At 41.0% G+C, this 24,735-nt stretch carries 28 protein-coding genes; 10 read left to right on the forward strand and 18 right to left on the reverse strand.

Translation table 11 applies throughout. The features are described 5' to 3' along the window. From LBYS_RS01430 to LBYS_RS01465, 8 genes are all read right to left on the reverse strand, one after another. Nucleotides 1–1,236: a hypothetical protein gene (locus LBYS_RS01430; RefSeq protein ID WP_013407128.1), complete on the reverse strand. Its 1,236-nt coding sequence runs from the start codon at nt 1,234–1,236 to the stop codon at nt 1–3. Then, nucleotides 1,233–2,216 (reverse strand): carboxypeptidase-like regulatory domain-containing protein, encoded by a 984-nt coding sequence (locus tag LBYS_RS01435; protein ID WP_013407129.1) that lies wholly within the window; start codon nt 2,214–2,216, stop codon nt 1,233–1,235. Before LBYS_RS01435 ends, LBYS_RS01430 begins: the two co-directional genes overlap by 4 nt. Before the next feature lie 81 nt (nt 2,217–2,297). After that, nucleotides 2,298–3,104, reverse strand: a complete 807-nt coding sequence (locus LBYS_RS01440) for a TapB family protein (protein ID WP_013407130.1) — start codon at nt 3,102–3,104, stop codon at nt 2,298–2,300. Between the two features lie 68 nt (nt 3,105–3,172). Then, nucleotides 3,173–3,778, reverse strand: coding sequence for a YceI family protein (locus LBYS_RS01445; RefSeq protein WP_013407131.1), 606 nt, complete (start codon nt 3,776–3,778; stop codon nt 3,173–3,175). Between the two features lie 6 nt (nt 3,779–3,784). Next, the gene (locus tag LBYS_RS18080) at nt 3,785–4,237 is read right to left on the reverse strand and encodes a cupin domain-containing protein (protein WP_013407132.1); all 453 of its coding nucleotides are present in this window, start codon (nt 4,235–4,237) and stop codon (nt 3,785–3,787) included. A gap of 453 nt (nt 4,238–4,690) precedes the next feature. Further along, on the reverse strand, nt 4,691–5,419 hold the full coding sequence (locus LBYS_RS01455; protein ID WP_013407133.1) for a LytR/AlgR family response regulator transcription factor: 729 nt from the start codon (nt 5,417–5,419) through the stop codon (nt 4,691–4,693). Next, a complete protein-coding gene (locus LBYS_RS01460; RefSeq protein WP_148225738.1) occupies nt 5,416–6,465 on the reverse strand; it encodes a sensor histidine kinase in 1,050 nt (349 codons plus the stop codon). Before LBYS_RS01460 ends, LBYS_RS01455 begins: the two co-directional genes overlap by 4 nt. Nucleotides 6,466–6,580: 115 nt before the next feature. Continuing rightward, nucleotides 6,581–7,474 carry a helix-turn-helix domain-containing protein gene (locus LBYS_RS01465; protein WP_013407135.1) on the reverse strand — a complete coding sequence of 298 codons (894 nt, stop codon included), beginning with the start codon at nt 7,472–7,474 and terminating at the stop codon, nt 6,581–6,583. A 177-nt stretch (nt 7,475–7,651) separates the two neighbouring features. On the opposite strand from LBYS_RS01465, the gene LBYS_RS18535 reads away from it, so the two are divergent. Next, entirely contained in the window at nt 7,652–8,611 is a 960-nt protein-coding gene (locus LBYS_RS18535) for a GNAT family N-acetyltransferase (RefSeq protein WP_013407136.1), read from the forward strand. Nucleotides 8,612–8,752: 141 nt separating this feature from the next. On the opposite strand, the gene LBYS_RS01480 is transcribed toward LBYS_RS18535, so the two are convergent. The 3 genes from LBYS_RS01480 to LBYS_RS01490 all read right to left on the reverse strand — a co-directional run bounded on the left by LBYS_RS01480 (nt 8,753) and on the right by LBYS_RS01490 (nt 10,582). Next, nucleotides 8,753–9,526 carry a hypothetical protein gene (locus LBYS_RS01480; RefSeq protein ID WP_013407137.1) on the reverse strand — a complete coding sequence of 258 codons (774 nt, stop codon included), beginning with the start codon at nt 9,524–9,526 and terminating at the stop codon, nt 8,753–8,755. Nucleotides 9,527–9,726: 200 nt separating this feature from the next. Then, nucleotides 9,727–10,050: a DMT family transporter gene (locus LBYS_RS01485; protein WP_013407138.1), complete on the reverse strand. Its 324-nt coding sequence runs from the start codon at nt 10,048–10,050 to the stop codon at nt 9,727–9,729. A gap of 55 nt (nt 10,051–10,105) precedes the next feature. Then, entirely contained in the window at nt 10,106–10,582 is a 477-nt protein-coding gene (locus tag LBYS_RS01490) for a Crp/Fnr family transcriptional regulator (protein WP_187287911.1), read from the reverse strand. A gap of 67 nt (nt 10,583–10,649) precedes the next feature. Between LBYS_RS01490 and LBYS_RS01495 the strand changes: the two genes are divergently transcribed. Continuing rightward, nucleotides 10,650–11,018, forward strand: coding sequence for a DMT family protein (locus LBYS_RS01495; protein ID WP_013407140.1), 369 nt, complete (start codon nt 10,650–10,652; stop codon nt 11,016–11,018). Between the two features lies 1 nt (nt 11,019). On the opposite strand, the gene LBYS_RS01500 is transcribed toward LBYS_RS01495, so the two are convergent. The 4 genes from LBYS_RS01500 to LBYS_RS01515 all read right to left on the reverse strand — a co-directional run bounded on the left by LBYS_RS01500 (nt 11,020) and on the right by LBYS_RS01515 (nt 15,504). Further along, a complete protein-coding gene (locus LBYS_RS01500) occupies nt 11,020–12,036 on the reverse strand; it encodes an acetyltransferase domain-containing protein (RefSeq protein WP_013407141.1) in 1,017 nt (338 codons plus the stop codon). 77 nt (nt 12,037–12,113) lie between these two features. Next, entirely contained in the window at nt 12,114–14,465 is a 2,352-nt protein-coding gene (locus tag LBYS_RS01505; protein ID WP_013407142.1) for a prolyl oligopeptidase family serine peptidase, read from the reverse strand. Nucleotides 14,466–14,554: 89 nt separating this feature from the next. Beyond that, complete coding sequence (locus LBYS_RS01510; RefSeq protein WP_013407143.1) at nt 14,555–15,064, reverse strand: DUF4256 domain-containing protein; 510 nt, start codon at nt 15,062–15,064, stop codon at nt 14,555–14,557. Then, on the reverse strand, nt 15,064–15,504 hold the full coding sequence (locus tag LBYS_RS01515) for a hypothetical protein (RefSeq protein ID WP_013407144.1): 441 nt from the start codon (nt 15,502–15,504) through the stop codon (nt 15,064–15,066). The genes LBYS_RS01510 and LBYS_RS01515 overlap by 1 nt, the downstream gene beginning before the upstream one ends. Nucleotides 15,505–15,577: 73 nt before the next feature. Between LBYS_RS01515 and LBYS_RS01520 the strand changes: the two genes are divergently transcribed. Further along, entirely contained in the window at nt 15,578–15,823 is a 246-nt protein-coding gene (locus LBYS_RS01520; protein ID WP_013407145.1) for a cytochrome b5 domain-containing protein, read from the forward strand. Continuing rightward, nucleotides 15,801–15,983, forward strand: a complete 183-nt coding sequence (locus LBYS_RS01525; protein WP_013407146.1) for a hypothetical protein — start codon at nt 15,801–15,803, stop codon at nt 15,981–15,983. The genes LBYS_RS01520 and LBYS_RS01525 overlap by 23 nt, the downstream gene beginning before the upstream one ends. On the opposite strand, the gene LBYS_RS01530 is transcribed toward LBYS_RS01525, so the two are convergent. After that, a complete protein-coding gene (locus LBYS_RS01530; protein ID WP_013407147.1) occupies nt 15,966–16,718 on the reverse strand; it encodes a hypothetical protein in 753 nt (250 codons plus the stop codon). The two genes, LBYS_RS01525 and LBYS_RS01530, sit on opposite strands and share 18 nt — an antisense overlap. Nucleotides 16,719–16,720: 2 nt before the next feature. Continuing rightward, a complete protein-coding gene (gene dacB / locus LBYS_RS01535) occupies nt 16,721–18,094 on the reverse strand; it encodes a D-alanyl-D-alanine carboxypeptidase/D-alanyl-D-alanine endopeptidase (RefSeq protein WP_187287912.1) in 1,374 nt (457 codons plus the stop codon). A gap of 74 nt (nt 18,095–18,168) precedes the next feature. Between dacB and LBYS_RS01540 the strand changes: the two genes are divergently transcribed. Genes LBYS_RS01540 through LBYS_RS01565 form a run of 6 tightly spaced genes read left to right on the forward strand, consistent with a single transcriptional unit; the run spans nt 18,169 to nt 24,043 of the window. Next, on the forward strand, nt 18,169–19,590 hold the full coding sequence (locus LBYS_RS01540) for an MBL fold metallo-hydrolase (RefSeq protein WP_013407149.1): 1,422 nt from the start codon (nt 18,169–18,171) through the stop codon (nt 19,588–19,590). Nucleotides 19,591–19,599: 9 nt separating this feature from the next. Then, on the forward strand, nt 19,600–20,553 hold the full coding sequence (locus LBYS_RS01545) for an acetyl-CoA carboxylase carboxyltransferase subunit alpha (RefSeq protein WP_013407150.1): 954 nt from the start codon (nt 19,600–19,602) through the stop codon (nt 20,551–20,553). Between the two features lies 1 nt (nt 20,554). Next, a complete protein-coding gene (locus tag LBYS_RS01550) occupies nt 20,555–21,181 on the forward strand; it encodes an HAD family hydrolase (protein WP_013407151.1) in 627 nt (208 codons plus the stop codon). Then, the gene (locus tag LBYS_RS01555) at nt 21,178–22,290 is read left to right on the forward strand and encodes a site-2 protease family protein (RefSeq protein WP_013407152.1); all 1,113 of its coding nucleotides are present in this window, start codon (nt 21,178–21,180) and stop codon (nt 22,288–22,290) included. Before LBYS_RS01550 ends, LBYS_RS01555 begins: the two co-directional genes overlap by 4 nt. Beyond that, nucleotides 22,291–22,860, forward strand: coding sequence for a 1-acyl-sn-glycerol-3-phosphate acyltransferase (locus LBYS_RS01560; protein WP_013407153.1), 570 nt, complete (start codon nt 22,291–22,293; stop codon nt 22,858–22,860). A 13-nt stretch (nt 22,861–22,873) separates the two neighbouring features. Then, nucleotides 22,874–24,043 (forward strand): trans-sulfuration enzyme family protein, encoded by a 1,170-nt coding sequence (locus LBYS_RS01565; RefSeq protein WP_013407154.1) that lies wholly within the window; start codon nt 22,874–22,876, stop codon nt 24,041–24,043. Between the two features lie 4 nt (nt 24,044–24,047). Here LBYS_RS01565 and LBYS_RS01570 read toward each other — a convergent pair whose 3' ends face one another. Continuing rightward, nucleotides 24,048–24,710: a DUF2461 domain-containing protein gene (locus LBYS_RS01570; protein ID WP_013407155.1), complete on the reverse strand. Its 663-nt coding sequence runs from the start codon at nt 24,708–24,710 to the stop codon at nt 24,048–24,050. Nucleotides 24,711–24,735: the final 25 nt, after the last annotated feature.

The following is a 24,735-nucleotide window of genomic DNA, read 5'->3' on the forward strand; positions in this document are numbered from 1 at the left end:
TTAGTAGGTTCGTTTTATTCTAAAGGTTCCATAAATGTGTTTATTGGATACATCGCAATCTCCTAGTTTATATAGGACTCCTTCAAAGGTTCCTTGCACAATACCTCCGCCGCTTTCTCCAAATATTTCAAATACAACGGAGCCTTCTCCGTACACTTTTTTGAAAGTATTGCATTCTGTGTATTCACTTAGGTAAGAGACCAGGTTGAATGAGCCTGTAAATTGCGAGGACTGAGGATCTGTCAATTTTCCGAAACTGTATTTGCCCAGCTTGGTGCCGTTAGCTCGAAAACCTATTTCACTCTCCACTGCTGTGGCTGTTAAGATAGATTCTCCATTAAATACTCCTAATGCGTGGAATTTTGATGTAAATTTTTTGCCTCCAATAGTCCATATAACGTATTCTTCCGGTAAAATGGTTAGTGTTTTTCTGATGATCACCATCCCTCCACTTCCAGGCCTGTCTGGGTGAGATTTGCTGATTAGATTTTTTGCAGTTACTTCTATAATTACTTCGATTTTACTATCCGTTTCTGGTGCTGTGAATCTCACCTTTGAACTCTTGCCACCACTGATGGTGCCACCGCCAGATATCACTTTCCATTCCATTATTTTGTCTGATGATATGGCACTGGCAGTGAGTAGATAATCATCTGCATCAGCCGTTTCAGCGTACATATCCTGTGCAAAGAGTTCCAATTCTACTTCTTCTTTAGAGCCTATTTCATCCTTAGGAGAGTGTATTCTTATTTCTCTAAAGATACCCCAGTCGCTAAAGTGTTTAGTTTTTACTTTTAACTCTTTCTTTCCTTTGTCCAAGGTACAGTTCATCATTTTATGCCAAAGTCCTTCTGCATCTTGGTAACCAGGGAAAAGGAAGTCTTCGTCACTTCCTGCATAGTCTTCTTCGGTATAAGATAAAGTAATCTCTACCTCTTTCTTCAGAACGATGTCCTCAGGTAGTATTCTATACACTTTTACTATACTCAGATTGGGGTTAGGTGCCACCTCTTGGATCATGAATTGGGTTTCTTTCTCTACTGCGCTTTTAGGAATGGAGACAGTAATCCCAGGTGATTTCATAAGTCCTCCTTCAGGGCCTATCATGGCCTGGAGTAAGGTTCCTATGAATTCTCCATGGGAGGTTTTTAGCGGTTCTTTCGGACTGTCTTCAATGTCCGGATCTTTGCATGACACGAAGAGTAATGCTATTGTTATGCCTAAAAAATATTTCATTGTGCTATTCTTAAGTCGATTTCTAATGCGTCCCAATTGCTCTTAAAGGAACTCACCATTACCGGTGTGTACTTGTAATTTGGAGTGAATGTTACGGTAGAAGTCCCTATGGCTTCATCCGGACTTAATCCTAGTTTCTCGAAAACATTGGCCAATGGACCCACTGCCCTCATTTTTAATTTTCTTCCGTCACTCATCTGCGCTTTGATACTGTATTTACCGATAGGGATGTTGTGAATGCTGAATAGGGTAGTATTACCTATTTTCTTCCTGATCTTAAAGGATCTTTTTTCCCCATACATTCCCGGTTCTATAGGTACAAGTTCTATTTCGATGGTGCCGTCACTAGGTAGGTATTCCGGATCTTGAAAGGGATCTCCCGGGTAGTTTAGTTGGAAACCAAAAGACAAAGCTCCACCATAGTAGTTACTTTCATTGCTTGGCTGTGCAGCTAACTCATCTGGATTTCCCGTTCCGTATGAAAGTAAAACGAAATTTTTTACCACACCATTTCCGGATGGAAAGGAACTGGTGCCGCCCACCGGATAGAGCGCCATAACTGTGGGAGTATCATTATAATTCACTGTGATAGCTGTGCCAAAGAAGTAGGCTGCTCCTGCTGGAATAGAAAACTGATAATATCCGTTTTCATCTGTATACCCACTTCCACTGGAATAAAATCCACCTGTAAGGGAAGATGAAACTCCTATGTGAGCTCCCTTTAGAGGGTTTCCTCTTAGATCTGCTACATAGCCTCTGGCTATTCCACCTTTCACAGATAAGGCAGGGAAGTTAGGCATCCTTGGGATGGTGTTTCCCATGACATTGACATAGTATTGGCTCCCTGACAAATTGAAGGTAGCTTGGCCGCTCACCTCCGGTAGCTCCGGTTGCTCCCCCCAGTTTACAGCAGAATTTACTTCTGAAGTGTCTTTGCAACTAGCCAACCATACCATCAGAAATATGATATATTTATACATTCTAGTGATTTGATTAAAGATTTAAAAAAGTTAGTTTTCATGGCAGTGGTATTTAGGGGTTTTACCTTGAGTTTTACCTATTTATGAAGTTGGTGCGATCTTGTTAAGAATGATGCTGGAACGAGTGATCTTCTGATTAAAGATGGTTGTGTTCTCCTGTTTTACAAGTCCAATTCCATGAGCCATCCATATGGTAACCGTTTCTGTTCCCGTGATAGTAACTACAGGTTCCCCATTTAAACTAAGGGTCTGATCTTGCGCTATTTCATATATATACTTCGTGCAAACAAATGTGCCGGCAGGAACCGTCACGGATTCAACGGCAGCAGCTTTTGTAGGTTGATGCAGTAAGGTCTGCTTCATTTGAAAGACTAGATGTTCTGCATCTTTTCTTCTATACTTAATGATTTGACCAGGATCTTCCGGTATTTCCCAAGTTAAATTGCTCCCTTCTACAAGTGCGTTATCCATCACCATAAAGTAGGGGAAACCTGTAACTCTTGCTTCATCAATTATAATATCCGGATTTTTTCGCAATTCTTCTATGATTAAGTACCAGGCATCCGGCATGTTTACCTGCGTGTAGGTTCTCGCATTCGCGTCATATATTTCATTGTATAGGGTCATGCCACCTTCAGCAAATTGGAGGTCTGTACGTAAATTGTACAGTTTGATACCGGAAGAGTCTCTGCTTGATATGACCCTTTTTTCCGCTGTACCTATATTTACCCCGTCCTCTATGACGGAGTAATGGTATTTAGTATTGACTCTGGGTATGTAGTTATCCTTTTCTGCATCGGGGATAGGTTCGCTATTGGACTCCGGATCACAGGCTGCAGCACCTATACTAAGTGCTACTATAATGAATTTCCATCTTAAGGCTTTCATACTATTTTACTTCGTTAAAAAAGTGAAGATCCGTGCATGTGCCGGACCTTCCTTTTCGGCTTAACTGATTAATTGGATTTCTTGAATTTGAGATTAAGTTTTATATCTACTTCCGGTAAAATATAAAGTGGGGCAGCAGGGTCATTGTAACTGTTCATTTCCCATTTGTGACGATCAAGTATAAAGGATCCTACTGCAGATATCTGGTTATTTTCCACCTTGATAAATGCAGGAATCTTGATGGTATGCGTTTGCCCAAGTAAGCTGAAATCTCCAATAATCAAATAGTTTACATTCGTTTCTGCACTTTGATATTCTTCTACCCCTGTAATCTTAAAATGAGCGTTTGGATGAAGCGCTACATTGAAAAAATCAGGGCTAAGAAGGTGGTTAAGGAGTTGTTCTTTAACCGTTTCATCCGGAATGTCATAATTGGTAATGCTGGCAATAGGTATTTTAAATTCGCCTGCTGTGATTTTTCCATCTGAATTAGTCTGTATGGTTGCTGATACTTTGAAGGCACCTTCGTGAAAATGGTCCGGAGCACTGCCTTTCCATTCTATGGCGGAGGCCTCTTCATCAGCTTTATATTCAAAGGTTCCAATACTTTCTTTACTTGAGCATGAGCTTAATACAACAGCGGCAAGTAATGCCGTAAACAACTTTGTTTTCATTTTATTTTATGGATTGGTTAACAGAAATTTGACTTGGTAAGTAGTAGATATTCTTTCTAACTGAGCATTTATTGTTTCTACAGAAGGACGGATGGCCGCCACTTCTTTTAGTTGGTTAGGAATAGGTTTACTGACTTCTATGAAGTAGTTCCATAGATCTCCGGGTGCAATGATGTTGATAAACTTAGCTTGGTCCGTTAGAATTCTGAATGAGTGTGGTACCAAGCGAGGGGCAAATAAGGCCTCACCTGCTTTAAGTACCTGATAGGATTCTCCGATTTCTACGCCCAGTTCACCCTCTAATACGTAGAAAGCCTCATCTTCTAAAGTGTGTACATGTTTTGGTGGTTCAGAACCTTTGGGTAAGGTGAACTCAATCATGGCTAATTTGCTGCCAGCACCGCTGGGTTGAAGAAGGGTCTTGAAATACCCTCCTTGATATGCTCTGTATTCATTCATTTGGGATTGGATTAATAGTTTGATAAACCAAAGGATTGGCCTACTGGTATTCACAGAACGGGTTTCATAGATTATATAGCTGCTGGATTCATTTTTAGGCTAGGCCTCTACAGGTAATTTTCACCGAAGGAGTCAGTATATAGGGTTGTGATGGATTAGAGCAGGGATCTGCTATCCTATAAGTGTTTAGAAGGTTTGGTACATGTTTTTTGAACCCCATATATAGAAGCAGGGGTAGATTAAATAATAGCTTTTTCATTTGTCTTTAAATTGGTTAATAGCTTATTTTCAAAATTTTGACACAATTTTGGGGAGGTTTTATTAACCAAACAAACACTGGCGATGTATGCCTGTTTTTATCGGCAAATGATAATTTTCGCTGACAAATGAACTTGTAATAATAATGGAGCTCTATTCGAGTTTGGAATAAATGATGTGGACCAACTTGCTTTTTCAGTAAGTCCCCTTTGGATCAAATTTTTCAGCACAAGCCTGCTTATAGTTTCTGCCAATGGGTATTTTATTGCCATCAACTAACAGGTGATTCGGATGATACCCTTCTACTCGATTCAAGGGGACGATATAGGAACGGTGAATTCGCATGAATTCTCCCTGGGGAAGGAGCTTTTCCGTTACACTGATCTTCTGCTTAGTTTGGTAGGTTTTTTCTTTGGTCACCACCATTATATAATCTTTAATGCTTTCTATCCAAAGGATGTCCCGGGTATTGACCTTGATTAAACGTCTTTCAACCCTCAGGTATAGAAAATGATCCTGAGTGTGCTGGATTTCTTCTTGTGCTAACTCTGTAGCTTTTTCTCCATGCAAAAAATGCATGACTTTATCGATGGCCTGTAGAAACCGCTTTAAAGGTATAGGTTTCAAAAGATAATCTATAGCATTTAGATCAAAGCCCTCCACTGCGTACTCTTGGTAAGCAGTGGTAAAGATGATCATGGGTGGCGATTTTAAACTTCTTACTAGGTCCGTGCCTAATAACTTTGGCATCTTTATGTCTAGAAAAAGAAGGTCAATGGCTTGATATTGTATGGTTTGAAAGGCTTCTATGGCATTATTGCAGGTGCCTATGATCTCAATCTCCGGTATATGAGTAGCATACCTTCGAATGATCTCCATGGCATGAGGTTCATCATCTACTATTAAAGTCCGGATCTTGGTCATGGCTTTTCCAGTTGAACCGTAAGTTCGGCTATAAAACAATCACTTTCGTCATAATATTCAAAGGTATGTTGACCTGGATACAATAAGACTAGCCTTTTTCTTAAGTTTAGTAAGCCTATTTCCCCCTTGTGATTAGTTGGATGAACTTGATCCGGCTTGCTATTGCTCACCTTGAAGGTTAGTTCCTTGTTATTCAAGTGTAGCTCTATATTGATCCAAGGAGTGTCTGTGGCTTCTGCAGCTCCATGTTTAAAGGCATTTTCTACCAAAGGTAACATAAGTAGGGGAGCTATCTCCTCTTCTCCTATTTTAGGGTTTATGTTTACATTCAGTTCCAAACGGTCTTCATACCTTAACTTTTCAAGCTCAATATAATTTATCAATGCCTCTACATCCTTCTTTAGAGGAACCTTTTCAGCAGTACAGTCATACAATACATATCTAAGCATATGGGATAGACCAAGGATTATATCTGGAGTTTGAGGCGATTGTTCCAAAGACAAGGCATAAAGATTGTTTAAGGAATTGAATAAGAAATGAGGATGTAATTGGCCCTTTAGGAAGTTTAACTCGGCTTGTAATATGGACTGCTTCCTCTCTTGCCACAAGATGAATAGGCGGATGGTAACACAGATCCAGACTACGGTATTGGTGCGTTCCAAAGCATTGGCAAAGTCAGTGGGTTGAGTTAATTGCTGATGCCAAGGCAACTGTAAAGACGACCATTCAATAGGATTTCCATGATCGTGATAATATTTATATACCAGCGGATTGGAAATAAATATTTCCGTTAATCTATACAGTATGGCTATAGTGGGGATCAATAATAGTATGACCAAAAAGGTTTGGATATATTTTTCTTTGAAAAAGAATTGAGGCAGAACCCACTGAGTGATCAGATAGAAATACCCCATATGTATTGGAAGGTGTAAAAGTATGACCTCAGCACCAAGGACATAGCTACCGTATGCTGTCCCATAGATGATGGTCAGCAGGATAAAGGACAAAAGCCAATAAAACGTTTGTTGAAGTAAAGGGTATTTCAATAGAAAAAAGAGTTTGTACTCCTAAAATTAGTTCTCCGACAACAATTTTTTTGTTTTTGAAGATAAAGGTAGGTTTTTGTCGATGAAAACAGACTTAACTTGTCAAAATCAGCAATTAATTCAAAACTTTGAACCCTTTCGGTGTAACACCTGTCTTTTGTTTAAATAGCCTAGAAAAATGCTGAGGATATCTAAACCCGAGTTCGTACGCGATTTGGCTAATGGTTTTCTGAGGATCAAAGATTTTTTCTTTGGCCAGCTGTATTATTTTATTCTGGATATATTCCTGAGCAGAAATTCCCGTTTCTTTTTTGATCAAGTCCCCAAAATAGTTTGGCGAAAGATGGAATTGATCAGCACACCAAGCTACGGTAGGCAGGCCTAAACTTTGGGTTTTAGCAGAGTTAAAGTAGGCGTTAAGCAGGACCTCGAAACGCTGTAGTACTCCTCTATTTACATGATCTCTGGTGATGAACTGCCGATCATAGAAGCGCGTGCAGTAGTTCAGGAATAGCTCGAGATTAGATATAATTAGATTTTTACTATGTTTATCTATAGCATGCTGAAGTTCGTATTCAATTTTGTTTATGCAGTCCAGAATAATGGCTCTCTCTTGCGTAGATAAATGCAAGGCCTCGTTTACTGCATAGGAAAAGAAATGGTAATCTGATATTTTTCGTCCCAAATCTGTACCCAGCAGGAAGTCAGGATGAAAAATGAGGGCGAGTCCTTGCGGTTGGTAGAATTCTTCTTTGTTCTCTCCAATGATCTGATGGGGAGCTAAGAAGATGAGTGTTCCTTCTTCGTAGTCATAATGGCTTAGCCCATACCTTAAGTCTCCACAATGTACCTTTTTTAAAAAAATGGTATAAAACCCATACCTCAGTTTCCGCAGTTTCCTGGGTGCTGCTTTATCCAGATGTACTACAGAGATCAAAGGATGTAAAGTTTCATTGTTATTGAAATCATTGTACTCCTTAATGGACTTAAAATGTAATATGTCTTCCATTTCTCTAACTATTGACTTCTAAAATAGATATATAAATTCTCAATCCGTACACCTAAAAGTGAAAAGGGTATGTATTTCTGTAAAAGATATACTGAAGGATGACCATTAACTAAATATTCATTGCTTAGTTTAGATATATAAAGTAATTATGTAGTTAACTACATAAAATGAATAATCATGAAAAAGCTTGATTTTAAAACCTTAGATTCTACTCACTCGGCAAGTATTACGGATATGATCTTATCTATCCAACAAAAGGAATTTGGTATTCCTATCACCGTAGATGATCAACCGGATCTAAGTGATATTGAGACCTTTTATCTTAGGGGTGGAGGTTGTTTTTTGGGCGCATTTTTGAATGGAGACCTGGTGGGAACCATAGCATTGATTAAGTTCTCTTCTTCTTCAGGAGCCATTAGAAAGATGTTTGTAAAGAAAGAATTTAGAGGAAAAGAATGGGGCATAGCCCAGAAGCTTCTAGAAAGATTAATTCAGTTCTGTAGGGCGGAAGGTATAAGCAACTTATATCTGGGAACAGTGTCTGTCCTAAAGGCAGCCCAAAGGTTTTATGAGAGAAATCACTTCAGGAGACTTCAGAAGGAAGAACTTCCCAGTGATTTTCCCTTGATGAGTTCAGATGATGTTTTTTATGGATTAAAATTGGGTAGTGCTATAGAGGAAGTTGGATTTCTAGCCCTCTCTACGCGTCTGCAAAGACTAAGTGAGCGTATAAGAAGGGATGGGGCTTTGATCTATAAAGCATTTGGCCGGAATTTTGACCCCAAGTGGTTTCCCGTGGTATTGAGCCTGGATAGAAAAGGAGAGCTGTCCATATCAGAGTTAGCAGAAGAGATAGGATATTCGCATCCATCCACCATTGTATTGCTTAAGGAATTGCAAGAAAAGGGATATGTTAGTTCCAAAAAGGACATCTCAGACGAGAGAAAGCGACTGAACTTTCTCTCGGAAAATGGGAAACAATTCATAAAAGAATTAAAGCCTATTTGGGAGATAATGAGTACGGTTTTGGAAGAAATTGGATCAAATTCTCATCATTTATTGAGGGCTATTGAACAGGCGGAGGATAAGTTGGAAGTGCAAACTTTCTATCAAAGAGTCTTGGCTATTAGACAATAAGCCTTTAATGCAAAAGAGCTGCCTTCAAAGGAAAGCAGCTTTTCTTCTTACATTTGACTTGACGTGAATACCTTTTATACAAGGGAAATAGAAATTTCCAAAGTGTGGATCAAAGAAGTATGGAACTGTTCGTTTTAGGGGTTATCTTTCTATGGCTATAAGTAATTCTGATAAGTCTCTCTTAGTTAATCCTTTTTCATCCGTAATCTTCCATAGCATCTCTTGTATGACGTCATATTTGATCTGCCAGGACGGTCTTACGTATCCTTCATTGAATTGATCCCATGGATTGATATGTTGGGTAACCTTCAAATGTTCTTTGTCCTCGAATAAGGATAAGAATTGAAGGATCTGCGGATTCTGAGTAATGACGGTAGGCTTGTACATGCCTTTACCTATGACGTATTCTTTCACATCATCCTCAAAATTATCTTCCCAGGGAAAGGCTTTTTTTGCATTGATGCAGGCTACGCCTAGGTAATATGTCAAGGTGTCATTAGAAGTTCCTTGCCGGTAATACGGCACTGGAATCAATTCTCTACCTATGAGTAAACCATGTTGTCTCCTGCCTTCTCCCTGACTAGTTAAGATGAGACCTGGAGGGAAGACTACGCTTTCGCCCTTCCACGTGCTGTCCCTAACCAAATGTATATCTACGTAGAAAGTATTAATCTTTCCGTACAGTTTTTCAATATCAGGATCGAAACGGTGGTGAGGGCGGTCCACCAAGCGCACACCTGCAGGCAGAGTAAAAGGAGTTCCCTGATGTTCACCATCCGTCTCTCCGAAGCCCGGTTCATTTTTTACGGGAGAGATGCTGTCGAAGGGAAGGTCTTCTTCGTCTAAGATTCGAAGATCTTTAGAGCAGCCCCATAGCATGGCCATGAGGACTATTCCTAGTCTTAAGTGGTTCATTTTTAGCTTTTTCACTTTGCAAAGTTACCGGAGCTGCAAATGGGAAAACAAACTCAATTCTATGAATGGTGGTATTTTTCGACAAACGTATCATTCTGCCGGTTAAACGGCAAAACAGCTTGATGATGCTAATTTTCAATTATTTAGTAGGTGGTAAGGTGTGTTATTGCATCGTGTGATTTTTATGATTATTCACGAGCCTAGTGGCTTAGCTTAAGTCCTATGATAGAAGCTATCAAGGTACTGATGAAGAACATGCGCATAAAGGTAGCCGGCTCCTTAAAAAATAGGATCCCCATTAAGACAGTTCCTACTGCTCCTATTCCCGTCCAAACAGCATAGGCCGTACCTATGGGAAGGGACTGAGTGGCTTTCATCAGTAAGCCCATACTGATGATTAAACAAATTCCAAATCCTCCATACCAGAGATAGGATTCATTTCCTATTGCTTCTTTTGCCTTTGATAGACAAAAGGTAAATCCGACTTCAAAGAGTCCCGCTATGATTAAGATGATCCAATTCATGTGGCAAAGTTCTACAGATTCTCTTTAATTTCTTTTAACATAGGATAAATTCTAACTAGCGGTATTCTGCTCGGATTCTACTGAGGCTAACTTGGGTGATGCCTAGATAGGAGGCAATCATTCCCAATGGTACTCTCTGTAGTAAGTTGGGGTGCTGCTCCATCAATTCCGCATATCTTTCCCCCGCACTTAAGAACTGACGAGACAATAATCTTTTTTCTGCCTTGACCAGTTCCTTTTCTGCCATAACACGTCCCCAATTCGCCCAGTATAGGTTAGTCTGATACAATTCTTTCAAATCTTTGATACTGATTTTATAGACCAAAGTTTTCTCTAGCGCTTCCATACTTTCGTGCCCTGAGAGATCTTCTGTGTACGTTTTTAGGCTAAGTACCACATCGCCGGTTTCGCCAAACCAAAAGGTGACATCATTAGCGTCATACCCTCGCACTAAGCCTTCAGCGATGAGATATACAAAGTTATTCCTGGATCCTGACTTGATCAGCAAGTCGCCTTTTTTCACTTCTAACATTTGCACTTTATTTTCTACTAACTTTACGGCTGAAGAAGGTATCTCGTGTATTTTTTGCAACAGATGTATGAAAGCATTTTTGACCATAGGCTTATTGTTGGTATCCAATGTGTTTATGACCATTGCCTGGTACGGGCATTTACGACTTAAAGAGTATTCCTGGTTTTCTAATATGGGACTTTTTAAAGTGATCCTGTTCAGTTGGGGTATAGCACTTTTAGAGTACATGGCTCAGGTTCCTGCAAATAAGATAGGTTATACTGGAAATGGAGGTCCCTTTACCCTTTGGCAACTCAAAGTTATTCAAGAAGTGCTTACCTTGTTAGTGTTTACGGGTTTTGCCGTTTTTGCCTTTAAAACGGAGACCCTGAGATGGAACCACTTGGTAGCCTTTGTTTTCCTGGTTTTGGCCGTTTATTTCATCTTCAAAAAGTGATCTATATATACTTGATTCTGCCTTTTTTGTAGTACAATTGACACAAGGGGTACATGATCAATACCGTCAATATCCAAGCTAAATAAACCCCAGGTAATTCCACTCCCGACCATGAACCGGGCCTTCCCAGATTTTGGCCAAACTCAAATTGTGATGGTGTAAATCCTTCTATCAGCAGATAAGCAAAAAGTAAAATATGCATCACGTACCAATGTACTATAAAATAGAAGAGAGGTACCCTTCCAAATACATTTAGAAAGTGGCTAGGTCTCCTTTGGAAATAAGAAAACAAAAGGGCCATTACACTTAATGTCAATAAGGTAAAGCTCAGTGCCGGAGGGTATTTGTTGACATTGAATAGATTTAGGAGATCAAAATCTTTGATTTCCCAGAATCGTAATAGGAAGAAGAGGAATAAACCTATGATACCCCAAATCCAGGTCTTTTTTTCTAAGAATTGAGGTGCTATGGCATAACCTATTAACATGATGCCGAACCAGGGTAGGGGAGGATATCCCACTATAAAAAGGATGGATTTGCTCAATAGAAAGGCCGTGGGAGCTGTTAGTCCGGGGATGGGTAGAAATGCATTGCCAACCACCAAAAGGATGCCGATAATCAGCAAAACCTTCTTTGGAACTCTATATAAAAACGCTAGAAGTATGAATCCTGTGCCTATGGCCGCCAGCACATTGAACAATAAACTCTGGAAGCTCCAAAACAGTCCAAAGGCAATTAGCGTAAAATCAAATAGTATCAGTAAGGCTCCACGGGTGAGTAAATATTGCCTCTTGTTCTCTGTTTTATTGAGATAAACAGATACACCTGAAAGGAACAAAAAGGTGGGGGCACAAAGATGTGTAATGACCCGGGTCCAAAACAAGGCAGGAGTGGTGGTGTTAAGGTCAGTGGGATTCGCTGTGAGGGCTGTAGTATGAAAGAAATCCCTTACGTGATCTAAGGCCATGATGACCATCACTAAGCCTCTGAGGCTGTCAATAGATTGGAACCTTTTCATGAGCGAAGTTTTTTTGTGCTCAATATACATCTAACTCATTGAAAATAAAAGCCCCCGATGTTTTCGGGGGCTTTGGCTTACATGCTTTCAAATAGTTTCAGGATCCTCTTGTATTCGTCCATCCAGGAGGTAGGTTGAACAAATCCGTGGTCCTCTACCGGGTAGGAAGCCACCTCCCAGTTCTCTTTTCTAAGTTCTATGAGCCTTTGGGCTAATCTATACGTGTCCTGTATGTGAACGTTCACGTCTACCTGTCCATGGCAGATTAGCAACTTGCCTTTTAGTCCTTCCGCAAAGAAGATAGGAGAACTTCTTCTGTACGCTATAGGGTCTAGATGAGGTTCGTTTAAGATATTGGCCGTATAGCCTTGGTTGTAGGCTGCCCAATCCGTCACCGGACGAAGTGCAGCTCCTGCAGCAAATACATCCGGAGTAGTGAACATGGCCATCAAGGTGATGAACCCACCGTATGAACCTCCATAAATACCTATTTTCTTAGGGTTAATGCCGTATTTTTCAACCAAAAGTTTTGCTCCGTCTACATTGTCCGTAAGATCTTTACCGCCCATGTGTCTATAAATGCCTGTACGTACATCTCTTCCGTAGCCAGAGCTGGCTCTGAAGTCGATATCCATTACCGTATATCCCAGGTCTGTCAAGAGATTATGGAACATGTATTCTCTGAAGTATTGGCTCCACCATTTGTGGGCATTTTGTAAGTAACCTGCACCGTGCACAAAGATGACTGCTTTTCCGTTTTTCTTCTTCTTAGTAGGTTCGTAAACTCTGGCATAGATTTCCTTACCGTCCCTAGCGGTAAAGGAGATCACTTGAGGCATTTTCCATGCGTAAGCATTAAATGCTGCGGTGGTAGATGAAGTGATCTTTTCAGCTACAGCTCCCGGAGTGGCGGGTTGCAAATACAGTTCCCAAGGCGTATTGGCGTTAGAATAGCGAATGGCTATCATCTTTTCATCAGGAGATAGAGTTACTTCATTTCCTCCCGTCATGGATGTTAGTTTGATTCTTTCTCCACCATTTACAGACATTTTGTAGAAGTGTTTCTCGCCCGGATGAACTTCGTTTGTGGTCATGTAGAACCACTGCTTGTCTTTAGATAGTTCTAAAGTCTGAACTTCAAAGTTTCCACTAGTAAGGGCCTTCTTAGTACCCGTTCTCATGTCATACGTATATACATGAGAGTAACCGGTTTCTTCAGATTGGAAATACAAGGTATGTTCATCGATGAAGCCAATACCACTTCCTCCGAAACCACCACCGATCCCTGGTCCTGCTATCCAGGCCTCGTCATGTTGGCGATCAATCGGGCTTAATTTACCGGTTTCACCGTCTAATTTCATGATCCAACGATCCTTATTGTCGTTAGAACGAATAGCTATAACTGCATAGGTGGCATCTGGAGACCATACCGGGTTTTGGAAGCTAACGCTTCTCACTTTGTTCTTGCTTTTCGGACGATCCGGGTAGTCTGCAAGGTACTGTGGCTCATCTTCGATGCCCGGAATATCTTTCAAGTTAATCTTGAAAACGGTGTCCTTTGCGATATGATATACAAAAGCTTCAGTAGAGCCTGTAGGCTGGCCCACTTTCGTTCTGGCAGGAATATCCTCAGTATATCCGGATGCCGTAACGTAGTTAGGAACTATGGTTCTTTTTGCATCTCTTGCCGGCTCTGCAAGGCGGTAGAATACGTATTTTAAATCTGGACTAGCTAAAGCGCCTTGGAGCATTTTTCCTCCTAAACTGATCTTTTTAGGGCCAGTTTTCGGAGCGCCTTTCTCGTATTTTTCACGTGCTTCTTTGTCTTCTTTTGCTTCCCTAAGGAATTGGAAAAGATCTAATTGGTCCTTTTCTAATACCTTATCTGCTTCTCCTGCTTTGGCTTCCGGTCTTCTGTTCTCCATGGAGAAATTAGTCCACTGTTGAAGGGTGCCATCTGCTAATGCTATGGTATAAATATCATTTCCCATAGTGAAGATGACATGTTTTTCATCTTTACTGAAAGAAAGGCTACCTTTTCTGTCTAGGGTATTCGTTAGTTGTCTCTCTGCCAAGGTACCTGTGTCCTGTATAAAGATGTTTCCATTTTTCAGGTATAATTTTTTTCTGAAATCTTTAGAGTAGGCCGCAGATCTTCCGAATCCGGATAGGCCTAAACTTTCCTTCTCCGCCCTGCTTACCTTTTGCGGTGTGCGGTTAGTGAGGGTGATTTTGTACAAAGAATCCGCTCTGTTTTGTTCTGGATTCCAATTGAAATAGATGGTTTTAGAATCTTCTGACCAGAAGATGTTTGAAGGGGAAGTTCCGATCCACTTTGCTGGATCCTCCATGATCTTTTCTACGGTCAACTGTGCTTGAACAGTCAAGGAGAAAAGAAGAACTAAACATACAGTAAATATTCTTCGCATAGAAAATAGGTTATTTAAGTAAATATATTTACCTGCAACTAATTTCCCTAAGTCTTACGATGAAATATTGAAATGAGTAGGCGAATGCCTCAAAGCTTTAATACACAACGGAATGCTCGGGCTGCGTAGTAAGAATCAGCCCCATTATGATAGATGAAAACTCTACCGTATCTCTTGTCGCCAAAGATAGCTCCACCCTTATCCCTAACCTCTTTTGGCGTCTGTAACCAAGAGGAGGTTTTTTGGTCTACGGCCACTCGGGATTGTAAATGGATATATTCCTCTTCTGTCAATAATCTAACTCCAAGATCAGTGGCCCATTTGACGGCGCTTCCATTAGGTTTGTGCTCTTTTCGCTTTTCTAAAGCCTCTTGGTCGTAGCACAGGCTACGTCTACCTTTGGGAGACTCTGGACTGCAATCTATGAATTGCAGTTCGGGTCCTACTATGTCCGGTTCTCCTTCTGACTCTTCTAAGACTTCTAGAATTTGAAGGACCTTCGGACTTAATTTCTCTTCCACTTGTTCCCAAGTAAATTCAGGGTGTCTTTCAGGATATTTGTGGAATCTGGTTTTTAGTATTTCAATGAGATCGTTCATTAATTTGATTTTAGAGTATACACATTGATGGTATGGCCAGTTTTGGGTTGTCCCTTGGTAGTGGTGAGAACCAGGGATTTTCCGTCTTCTGAAATGGAAGTGATAGAATAAGACATGGTTCCTCCCGTTCCTGTAGGCTCCGGGTTTAATTGAGTGAGCGTTAGTACTTGGTCAGTTACCGTATAGTTTCCTGTAAAGGTTTCAGCAGTGATATCTTTTAAAACTGCTTTGCCTGGTACGCTTAAGTCCAGTTTAAAGGTGGAATATTGGGGGACCAAATTTGAAGGGCCTCCTTGAGTATACACCGTTAATCCGTCCTGGGTAACACTTACCGCAGTATACACTTTTTGGATCTTCTCCTCTATACTCGGAGCAGAATCTTTACAAGCTACATTAACAAGAAGGAGGATTAAGCAAAATTGTAATACTTTTGTACTCATTATTTCTAAGGGGTATTTGTTTGCGAATATAAAATAGCCTTTTGATATTTAAGAGGATTGACCTTAAAAACTTATGGAAAATACCATCACCAAGAGGCAGTTAAGTTTAAGAAACGGAGTAGATAAGCCCGAGATTTGGATAGCCTACAAGGGGCAGGTTTATGATGTAAGTTCCTCCAGATTATGGAGAGGTGGGAAGCACTATGAACATTGGGCAGGACAAGATTTGACCCATGAACTTGAAGATGCTCCACATACGGAAAAGGTTTTTGAAAAGTTTGAAAGAATCGGGATTTATGAAGAAAATAACTCTATTTGACGCCGTCTTGCTGTTCTGTAGTTTTGGCCTATTAGCCATGTTCGTAGATCAATTTATTTACAAAAAGAATTCCTTTGCAGATAGCTATTTCTTTTTGATGTTCGGATTTGCAGGTATCTTGTATTTCCTCTACCGCAAAGGGTCAAAAAAGCAGAATTAAGGGTAGAAACAAAAGTCCGTCAAGTATCCAGCGATAACTTTTTTCAAAGTAATCTGCTTTGGCTATCACAAAGGAATTAGTGATGGAGATGATAGCCAGGATGAAGGCTAGCTTGTTTTGGTATTCAAATCCCCCTGCAAAAAGGAAAATGAATAAGAACAGGGAAACACTTCCTAAGAAAGTGACTCTTTTTCTTCTGCTTGCAGATCTTTCTTCAAAGTAGGCAAACGTAGCCAGATTTTGGTACACCAGCATAAAGAATAGAAAGCCTAAAACCCATGAGCTTAGTTGGATGGAAGGGGCTTCTACAAAGGGAACACCCACTACGGCACCTACATAGATCAAGGGCATGGCATAGTCTTTTAATTTGGGAAAATTTGGAACCAAATAAAAAAGGTAAAAAAGCGTAGTCAGCCCTAAGCAGGCTCCCAGGATCAGTACTTCTTTGGATTGAAAAAACAATAAAAAACCATTGATTGCAGCTAGAGCCACAGCCAAGATTTGCAGGTTATATTGGAATTCCTGATGGAATTGATGACGGTCAGTATCCGGATGTTCTCTTTTCACATCTAGGATCCGATCAAGGATATACACCATCCAACAGCCTAACATGATTTGCAGGAGGGAGATAGGATCAATCACCCCGTGATTCAATTTAAAAAAAGCAGCCGCACACACACCAGTAGCCAAGGCTACGTGTAAACTGCTCAAATAAATGAGCTTTAAAGTCTTCATTGCTATTCTTTAATGGCTATCATTTTTACAAAGAACTCTTCCAGGAAAGTTCTTACGGCCTTGCTATGGTCTGAGTGAAAGCCATTTACAAATATAGAGAAAGCATATTTTTTTCCAAGGTTTGAGGTGAAATATCCAGCATAATTTCTACATCCTGAGATACTTCCACTTTTCATGCTGATCTTACCACCTGTATTTACGGCTACTGAACTAACTGTACCTTCTTTACCTGCTATGGGAATAGTTTGTAAAAAGCGGTTTTGATCTTTCATCTTGAATAAGATGAGCGAGAGATTCTGAGTAGAAAGGGTATTCATGGGAGATAAACCACTACCGTCAATAAATCTATGCGTACTTAGGTCTACTCCTTTTTCTTTCCAAAAGTCTTTCAGGAAGGTATCATAATCTGGAGCTTCTGCATCCCACATGAAATTAGCTAAGCCGTCTGCAAATATGTTCACACTTCTGAAGTTTGTTTCCTTGCTGATTTCAAAAACATCTGGGGAAAGAATAGACCCTAGCTCCTCGTTTTGTAGATTTTCCGGGTAGATCTTGTTGTTGACACTGATTCCATTTTGACGTAGATAGCTACTCAGGCTATCGGTAAAGATTTTATTGACGTTCGGGATGGCTCCTTTGATGGCGAAGTTCTTCGCATTCAAGGGTACTGATCCTATCATCAAGATCTCATTAGAGAAGGGAAGATTTAAAATATTCACTTGGTCTCCGCTACCGGCAGGTCCAGTAGTGACATGATTCTTGATTTTCCAAGCAGGGTCAAAGGGCTTGATGGAAGCTATTCCAGCAGGTTCTCCTATCTTAGTTCCACCATTAAAGTATACCGTGTAAAGGTTTTCATGGAAGTTAAAAGGGGAAGCGAAAGCTCCGTAGTAGTTGCCTATATCTCCCACTAACCAGCCTAAGGGGAATCTGGCTGTGTCGTTGTTCAACACTCGGATTTGTCCTTCAATGGTCTGGATCTCATTGTCTTTCAAGCTTTGTAAGACCTGTTCGAAAGGATTATTCTTGAATCTGTTTGAACCTAGGGAGGGGTCACCAATGCCCTCAATGAGCAAATCCCCTAAGATCTTTCCGCTGCTTACCCGACCGTTAGAATAGATCATGGTTTCAAATTTATAGGTAGGACCCAGATATTCCAAGGCCGTGGCGGTGGTGACCAACTTCAGCGTAGAGGCTGGAGGTAAATTGATTTCTGAGGCATGCGCGTACACCTGCTCGCCGGAGTTCAAGGAGCGGATGCTAACTGACACTTGGATGCCTTCCTGGCCTTTAGCGCTTCTGAAGCTTTGGATATGCTTATTGATACCGGAGCTAAAAACGTTAAGTTGTAGGAGAATAAAACAGATCAACTTCATAAGTATATTCACGAAAATGCCCGCCAATATAGTATCTTTGTATTTCATTAAGAATAAAAGAGCTCTTTAAACTTATGAAGCTAACATTTTATGGTGCGGCCCAGAAAGTGGCGGGGAGCATGTTTCTTCTGGAGTTTGAAGATGGATATCAGGCTCTAATCGACTGTGGGTCAGAGGTAGAAGGGAACCCTAGGCTTACAGAGGAAGAGTTTAGATACGGAAATTTTCCTTTTGATGCCTCTAGAGTTAATGTAGTCATTCTGACGCATGCTCATATTGATCATTCAGGGCAGATACCTAATTTATATCAGGACGGATTTGAAGGACAGGTACTTTGTACCAGTCCTACCATGGATCTTACAGAAGTGCTGCTTTATGATGCGGCGAGCTTGAATGCCCGTGTGGTAAAAAGCGTGGAGAAGAGTCATAGGAAATCCAAGAAGTGGAAGAGCAAAGAAACCCAAGGCCTGTATTTGAATAGACAAGTGGAGGAGGCCATGGAGAATTTTGTGCCTATAGCCTTTGAACAAAGATTCAAATTTAAAGATGATGGTTTCGTGACCTTTTACCCTGCTGGACACCTGCTTGGCGCGGCTCACGTAGTCCTAGAAGTGAAGGAAGGAGGAGAATGGAAGAAGATAGGATTCTCAGGGGATATAGGTAGGAAGAATTTTACCCTGCTAGTGGATCCTAAACCAATTCCTCAAGTGGACTACCTAGTAATGGAGTCTACATATGGTCAAAGGAATCACGAGGATAGTGGAGATCCTGCGGAGATATTAGGAGAAATCATTCAAGCCGCCTGTGTGGATGTGAAGGGGCGTCTTATAGTACCTGCCTTCAGTGTGGGGAGAACGCAGTGTTTACTGTACACTTTGAATAGATTGTATTATGACAAAGGTATTAGTCCTATCAAAGTATTTACAGATAGTCCGCTAGCAAAAGCCAGTACAAAGATCTATGAGAAATACAGGAACCGCTTAAACAAAGAGGCCCAGGAGTTTTTTGAAGAGACAGATTCTTTGTTTGACTTTGAGAACCTACACTATTTGGAGTCCAATAAGGAAAGCCAATTGGTTTCAACGCATGCAGAGCCCTGTATTATCATCAGTTCTTCCGGAATGATCAAGGGAGGAAGGGTGGAATACCACATAGAAAAGAACATTGAAAACCCTTACGCAACGATATTGATGGTGGGATATGCGAACGAAGATTCTGTAGGAGGGAAGTTACTTTCCGGGGAACAGCGTCAATTGCATATCCGAAACAAGAAGCTTGAGGTAAACGCAAAAATTAAGAAAACGGATATTTTTAGTGGTCACGGAGACCGTGATGACCTCCTTGCATTCGCCAAAATTCAAAAGCCTGAACTCTTAAAAAAACTCTTTTTAGTTCATGGAGATTTGAATGCTATGCTTAATTTTAAGCAAATTTTGAATGAGAGTGGATACGAGGATGTGGAGTTACCGGCTCGGTATCAGACCTTTGAATTGTAAAAATTACACATGAGAACATTACTAGAGTTCGAAAAACCCATAGCAGAATTGGAAGCCAAATTGGAAGACATGAAGAAATTGGCCAATGATAATAATGTGGACGTGAGTGATGCCGTAAGGAACCTCAATGCTGCTATTGAAACATTGAGAACCGAGACCTTTCAGAATCTTACCCGTTGGCAAAGAGTGCAGCTATCTAGACACCCGGACAGACCTTATACCTTAGATTACATAGAGCGTATATGTGAAGAATTTCACGAATTACACGGAGACAGAACCGTAAGGGATGATCCGGCTATCGTAGGAGGTATGGCAAAGATTAACGGCAAGAGTGTCATGATCATAGGCCAGCAGAAAGGTAGAAAGACCAAAGAGCGTCAGCATCGCAACTTTGGTATGGCCAATCCGGAAGGATACCGCAAGGCCCTTCGTCTGATGAAGATGGCTGAGAAATTCAATATGCCTATCGTAACCTTGATAGATACTCCGGGTGCTTTCCCAGGGCTTGAGGCAGAGGAGAGAGGACAGGGAGAAGCCATTGCTAGAAACTTAAAAGAAATGATGACCCTTAAAGTGCCTGTGATCTGTATAGTGATAGGCGAAGGTGCATCAGGTGGAGCATTAGGTATAGGCATAGGTGATAGAGTACTGATGTTAGAAAACTCCTGGTATTCTGTGATTTCTCCAGAGAACTGTTCTACTATCCTATGGAGAACCTGGGAGTTCAAAGAGCAGGCTGCTGAAGCATTGAAACTAACGGCTACAGATATGAAAGCGAATGGCTTAGTGGACGGTATAATTCCTGAACCACTAGGTGGAGCTCATTTGAAATGGGACGAGATGGCTACTATTCTGAAGAATACCATTTTGAAAGAAATCAAAGACTTAGAAAAGAAATCTCCAGCTAAAAGGATCTCAGAGCGTATAGATAAATTCTGCGCTATGGGAGTAGTGATTGAGTAATATGCCGGCAAAAACCAAAGCCGTAGTGTTTGACTTCGGCAATGTGATCATACCCATTGATCTTGAAAGAACTTTTCAAGCCTTTGCTGACTTAACCTTTAAGTCTAAGGAAAGGATCAAGGAGCTTTTTGCCCAAGCCGAACTTTTCAAAAAATACGAAACCGGATTTTATTCCGACGACGAATTCAGAGACGTGGTACGCCAGACCTTGAGCTATCCTTTGAACGATCAAGAGATAGACGAGGCCTGGAATGCCCTGCTCTTAGAAATACCAAAGGAGAGAATTGACTACTTAGAAAGGTTAAAGTTTGATATCCCCATTTATCTGCTATCTAATACCAATTCCCTACATATAGAGTATTGCCAGCAATATTTCCGACAAGCATTTGGTATTGCAAACTTTACCAAACTCTTTGAAAAGGCCTTTCTTTCTTATGAAATGGGCCTTTGGAAACCGGATTATGCCATCTATCATCAAGTAATTAATGAAATAGGTGTTAAACCGGAAGAGATTCTGTTTCTGGATGATAATCCGGATAATGTGGAGGCCGCTAATGAAGTGGGCATTCGTGCTGTTCAGATTTCTCCCCATGAATCCTTCACAACGCTTCTGCCTAATTTATTGTGAAGAAATACCGTACCCATATTCTCCTCTTTTTGGCTAGCGTATTAACCACTACTTTAGCCGGGGCGGAATGGATATATGGGAAGGCGTTTCTAAACGGGGAAATGGGCATGGATCATTTTAAAGAAGGATTCAAGTTCTCCATTCCCTTTTTGCTTTTCTTGACTACCCATGAGTTTGGACACTATTTTGCGGCTCAATGGAAGAAGATAAAGGTCACCTTGCCGTACTATATTCCTGGGTGGATAGGGATCATTATGTCCATAGGAACCTTTGGGGCATTTATAAGAATCAAAGATCCGGTTTATTCCCGAAAGGATTTCTTTGATATCGGCATAGCGGGGCCCTTAGCCGGAGCCGTAGTAGCTTTGGTTTGTTTGTACTTTGGGTTTCAGTACATGCCTGGAGACGAATACATCTATGGCATTCATCCTGAATATCAATCTTATCCCGGAGATTATAGAGAGCTTTTGGATAAGAATGCCAGTGCCTTTGAAGCCATAACCTTAGGGAAAAGCATGCTGTATTCATTTATGGAAAACACCTTTGGTAATCCCGACTTGCTTCCTCACCCTTATGAACTTTCTCATTATCCCCTGATTCTGGCAGGATTTCTGGGATTGCTTTTTACCGCCATTAATTTACTGCCCATAGGTCAACTTGACGGGGGGCACATCTTGTATGGGTTAGTGGGACCTAAAGCCTTTCGAGTGATTTCTCCTTCGGCGTTGGTGTTGCTGGTAGGGTATTCCGGCCTGGGGATGTTTCAGGTACAGGAATGGGCTGCTGGCGCTGACTATCTTCTTTATTTGCAGTTTTTCCTGTATGTATACTTTGTATACTTATGTTTTTCCAAGATATTTACCAATAGAACAAGCAACTGGATTTTGACTTTGGCCGTAGTGCTGTGTCAGCTTCTTCTTACTCAATGGCAACCTGGCATTATGGGCTATCCCGGGTTTTTAGCCTTTGGCTTCCTGATAGGTAGAGTGCTGGGAGTGTATCATCCACCTACATTTGATGTTGGGCCTTTGGGGTGGGGAAGACAGATCCTGGGCTGGTTAGCTATGTTACTGTTCGTACTTTGTTTTATACCCTATCCCATTTCCTAAATGGAAGCATTATACATTTGGTGGTTCAAGTCCAAAGGATGGAAGATCATCGGAGATATAGATCCGGGCTTGAAGAAGGCCATGATCGCTGTGGCTCCGCATTGGAAAAGTGAAGATTTCTTTGTGGGACTGGCTTCCAGGGCGCTCCTGAAAAGAAGGATTTCTTTTTTTGGGAAAGCGGAGCTCTTTAAGCCTCCCTTTGGTTTTATATTCAGAGCTTTGGGTGGAATACCTGTGGATAGAACGAGAAAGGGGAATTTGGTTGAGCAGCAGATCTATACCATCAAGGGCTTAGACGAGGCTTTGATATCTTTGGCTCCTGAAGGAACAAGAAAAGATGTGGGGCGCCTACGTTCCGGATTCTATTATATAGCCGTAGGGGCAGAGATGCCCATTATTAGAGTGGGTTTTGATTATGAGAGGAAGGAAGTGCTTATAGCTGAACCCTTCTATCCCAGCGGGGATTTTAAGAAAGATATGATGACGTACTTTGTGCCTTTCTATGAGAGAATTGGCGGACCACAGAAGTCCTGGATAGCACGTTATAGAGAAGGAATTTTTGATCATTAAACGATAAATGGAAATGAAGAAACAGACAAAGGTTATCAAGATTCAGTCTGAACGGACACACAACAGAGAGAATTCTACCCCGCTATACCTGACCAGCAGTTTTTGCTACGAAGATGCAGCACAAGGAAAAGATCTCTTTGATGGAACACTAGAGGGAAACATTTATTCCCGCTTTTCTAATCCTACTGTACAGGAGTTCGTAGATAAGATCTGTGTACTGGAAGAATTAGAAGACGGAGTAGCCACAGGGACGGGTATGGCAGCGGTGTTTGCATGTTTTGGGGCGCATCTTTCTGCAGGTGACCATTTGGTTTCTTCAAAAGCATTGTTTGGTTCTTCTCACCAGATTATCACTCAGATCCTGGTGAAATGGGGGATTAGCTACACATATGTTGATGCTTCCGCACCGGAATCAGAATGGGAAGCGGCCATTCAGGAGAATACTAAGATGATCTACTTAGAGACTCCTTCTAACCCCGGACTTGAAATCGTGGATTTGGAGATGATAGGCAGACTTGCGAAGAAGCATGATTTAATCTATTGTATAGACAATTGCTTTGCAACACCAGTATTGCAGGTTCCAAGCCAATTTGGCGCCAACCTGGTTTTACACTCGGCGACCAAGTTTATGGATGGTCAAGGGCGTGTTCTAGGTGGAGTAGTGGTAGGTACCAAAGAATTGATAGAAAAAGTGAGATTCTTCACCCGTCAAACCGGACCGGCTTTATCTCCTTTCAATGCTTGGGTATTATCCAAAAGTTTGGAAACCTTGCATTTGAGAATGGAAAGACATTGTAGTAATGCCCTTGCTTTGGCTACTGCTCTTGAAAAAGTGGAAGGAGTAAAGCAAGTGAATTACCCTTTCCTTGATTCTTTTAAGCAAAAGGATTTGGCTAAAAAGCAGATGAGTGCCGGTGGAGCCTTAGTTACATTTGAATTAGAAGGTGGATTTGAGAGAGTAGTTAGATTTACCAAATTACTTACTATTCCTTCTTTGACTTCAAATCTAGGGGATAGCAGAACCACCATTACCAATCCATTTACGACTACGCATTCCAAGGTGCCAACCGAAGATAAATACGGTTTAGGCATCTATGAAGGTAGCATGCGCGTATCCGTAGGTTTGGAAGATATAGATGACCTTATTCAAGACTTTACTCAAGCCATCCTTGGTTCAAAATAATAGTTTACCCTTCGTAGAGGATTTCATTCAGATAATCTACGAAGGGCTTTAATCTCTCTATGTGTTTCAGCAAGTTTTCTTTGAAATCAGGAGAAAGTACTTCTTCGTTAGTGAACTTTTTCATAAAGAACAGGGATTTGTATTTGAGCAGATGGATCTCCGGATGATCTTCTGCATAGCCTTTAGGTGCACGTTTGAGTTGTTCACCGTGTACCAGTGGAAAGTGTTTTTTGAATTCTGAATCCTCAATAATGTTTTTAAGTTCTTCCGGATTGTAGTCGATCTCTTGTCGGAACGTAGCCAATTCCTCTGCAGTAGGGTTCCAGATTCCGGCACCCAAGAAGGTTTCCTGATCTTGGAGATGGAAATAGTAGTCTATTTTTCCTGAATTCTTACCGTTTTCTCCGAATGCAGCGGCCAGATGTATCTTATACGGTTTCTTGTCTTTGGAGAATCTCACATCTCTGTAGATGCGGAATATGCAGTCTTTGATCTGGGTATCATAGTATTTTGGCTCCACCTCTTTTAGCTCCTTAAGGATGCTGTCAGAGAATTGGGTGAAGTTGTCTTTTGCAGCTTCAAATTCCGATTTATGTTCCTGGAACCATTCCCTGGTGTTATTATCCGTTAGCGCTCTTAAAAAAGCGAAAGTTGAAGCCTTGATCATGTATTTTCTATATTTTTGTGAAATA

Origin of the sequence: Leadbetterella byssophila DSM 17132 (assembly GCF_000166395.1) — a bacterium.
In the GTDB taxonomy this organism is placed as follows: domain Bacteria; phylum Bacteroidota; class Bacteroidia; order Cytophagales; family Spirosomataceae; genus Leadbetterella; species Leadbetterella byssophila.

What these genes read in the sequence shown, in the direction of transcription:
- dacB (WP_187287912.1), bottom strand. Translation starts at nt 18,094, where the DNA reads ATGAAGTTGATCTGTTTTATTCTCCTACAACTTAACGTTTTTAGCTCC.
- LBYS_RS01495 (WP_013407140.1), top strand. Translation starts at nt 10,650, where the DNA reads ATGAAAGCATTTTTGACCATAGGCTTATTGTTGGTATCCAATGTGTTT.
- LBYS_RS01540 (WP_013407149.1), top strand. Translation starts at nt 18,169, where the DNA reads ATGAAGCTAACATTTTATGGTGCGGCCCAGAAAGTGGCGGGGAGCATG.
- LBYS_RS01500 (WP_013407141.1), bottom strand. Translation starts at nt 12,036, where the DNA reads ATGAAAAGGTTCCAATCTATTGACAGCCTCAGAGGCTTAGTGATGGTC.
- LBYS_RS18535 (WP_013407136.1), top strand. Translation starts at nt 7,652, where the DNA reads ATGAAAAAGCTTGATTTTAAAACCTTAGATTCTACTCACTCGGCAAGT.
- LBYS_RS01520 (WP_013407145.1), top strand. Translation starts at nt 15,578, where the DNA reads ATGGAAAATACCATCACCAAGAGGCAGTTAAGTTTAAGAAACGGAGTA.
- LBYS_RS01560 (WP_013407153.1), top strand. Translation starts at nt 22,291, where the DNA reads ATGGAAGCATTATACATTTGGTGGTTCAAGTCCAAAGGATGGAAGATC.
- LBYS_RS01480 (WP_013407137.1), bottom strand. Translation starts at nt 9,526, where the DNA reads ATGAACCACTTAAGACTAGGAATAGTCCTCATGGCCATGCTATGGGGC.
- LBYS_RS01430 (WP_013407128.1), bottom strand. Translation starts at nt 1,236, where the DNA reads ATGAAATATTTTTTAGGCATAACAATAGCATTACTCTTCGTGTCATGC.
- LBYS_RS01570 (WP_013407155.1), bottom strand. Translation starts at nt 24,710, where the DNA reads ATGATCAAGGCTTCAACTTTCGCTTTTTTAAGAGCGCTAACGGATAAT.
- LBYS_RS01440 (WP_013407130.1), bottom strand. Translation starts at nt 3,104, where the DNA reads ATGAAAGCCTTAAGATGGAAATTCATTATAGTAGCACTTAGTATAGGT.
- LBYS_RS01485 (WP_013407138.1), bottom strand. Translation starts at nt 10,050, where the DNA reads ATGAATTGGATCATCTTAATCATAGCGGGACTCTTTGAAGTCGGATTT.
- LBYS_RS01445 (WP_013407131.1), bottom strand. Translation starts at nt 3,778, where the DNA reads ATGAAAACAAAGTTGTTTACGGCATTACTTGCCGCTGTTGTATTAAGC.
- LBYS_RS01545 (WP_013407150.1), top strand. Translation starts at nt 19,600, where the DNA reads ATGAGAACATTACTAGAGTTCGAAAAACCCATAGCAGAATTGGAAGCC.
- LBYS_RS01510 (WP_013407143.1), bottom strand. Translation starts at nt 15,064, where the DNA reads ATGAACGATCTCATTGAAATACTAAAAACCAGATTCCACAAATATCCT.
- LBYS_RS01455 (WP_013407133.1), bottom strand. Translation starts at nt 5,419, where the DNA reads ATGACCAAGATCCGGACTTTAATAGTAGATGATGAACCTCATGCCATG.
- LBYS_RS01530 (WP_013407147.1), bottom strand. Translation starts at nt 16,718, where the DNA reads ATGAAGACTTTAAAGCTCATTTATTTGAGCAGTTTACACGTAGCCTTG.
- LBYS_RS01565 (WP_013407154.1), top strand. Translation starts at nt 22,874, where the DNA reads ATGAAGAAACAGACAAAGGTTATCAAGATTCAGTCTGAACGGACACAC.
- LBYS_RS01490 (WP_187287911.1), bottom strand. Translation starts at nt 10,582, where the DNA reads ATGTTAGAAGTGAAAAAAGGCGACTTGCTGATCAAGTCAGGATCCAGG.
- LBYS_RS01435 (WP_013407129.1), bottom strand. Translation starts at nt 2,216, where the DNA reads ATGTATAAATATATCATATTTCTGATGGTATGGTTGGCTAGTTGCAAA.
- LBYS_RS01525 (WP_013407146.1), top strand. Translation starts at nt 15,801, where the DNA reads ATGAAGAAAATAACTCTATTTGACGCCGTCTTGCTGTTCTGTAGTTTT.
- LBYS_RS01505 (WP_013407142.1), bottom strand. Translation starts at nt 14,465, where the DNA reads ATGCGAAGAATATTTACTGTATGTTTAGTTCTTCTTTTCTCCTTGACT.
- LBYS_RS18080 (WP_013407132.1), bottom strand. Translation starts at nt 4,237, where the DNA reads ATGAATGAATACAGAGCATATCAAGGAGGGTATTTCAAGACCCTTCTT.
- LBYS_RS01550 (WP_013407151.1), top strand. Translation starts at nt 20,555, where the DNA reads ATGCCGGCAAAAACCAAAGCCGTAGTGTTTGACTTCGGCAATGTGATC.
- LBYS_RS01515 (WP_013407144.1), bottom strand. Translation starts at nt 15,504, where the DNA reads ATGAGTACAAAAGTATTACAATTTTGCTTAATCCTCCTTCTTGTTAAT.
- LBYS_RS01465 (WP_013407135.1), bottom strand. Translation starts at nt 7,474, where the DNA reads ATGGAAGACATATTACATTTTAAGTCCATTAAGGAGTACAATGATTTC.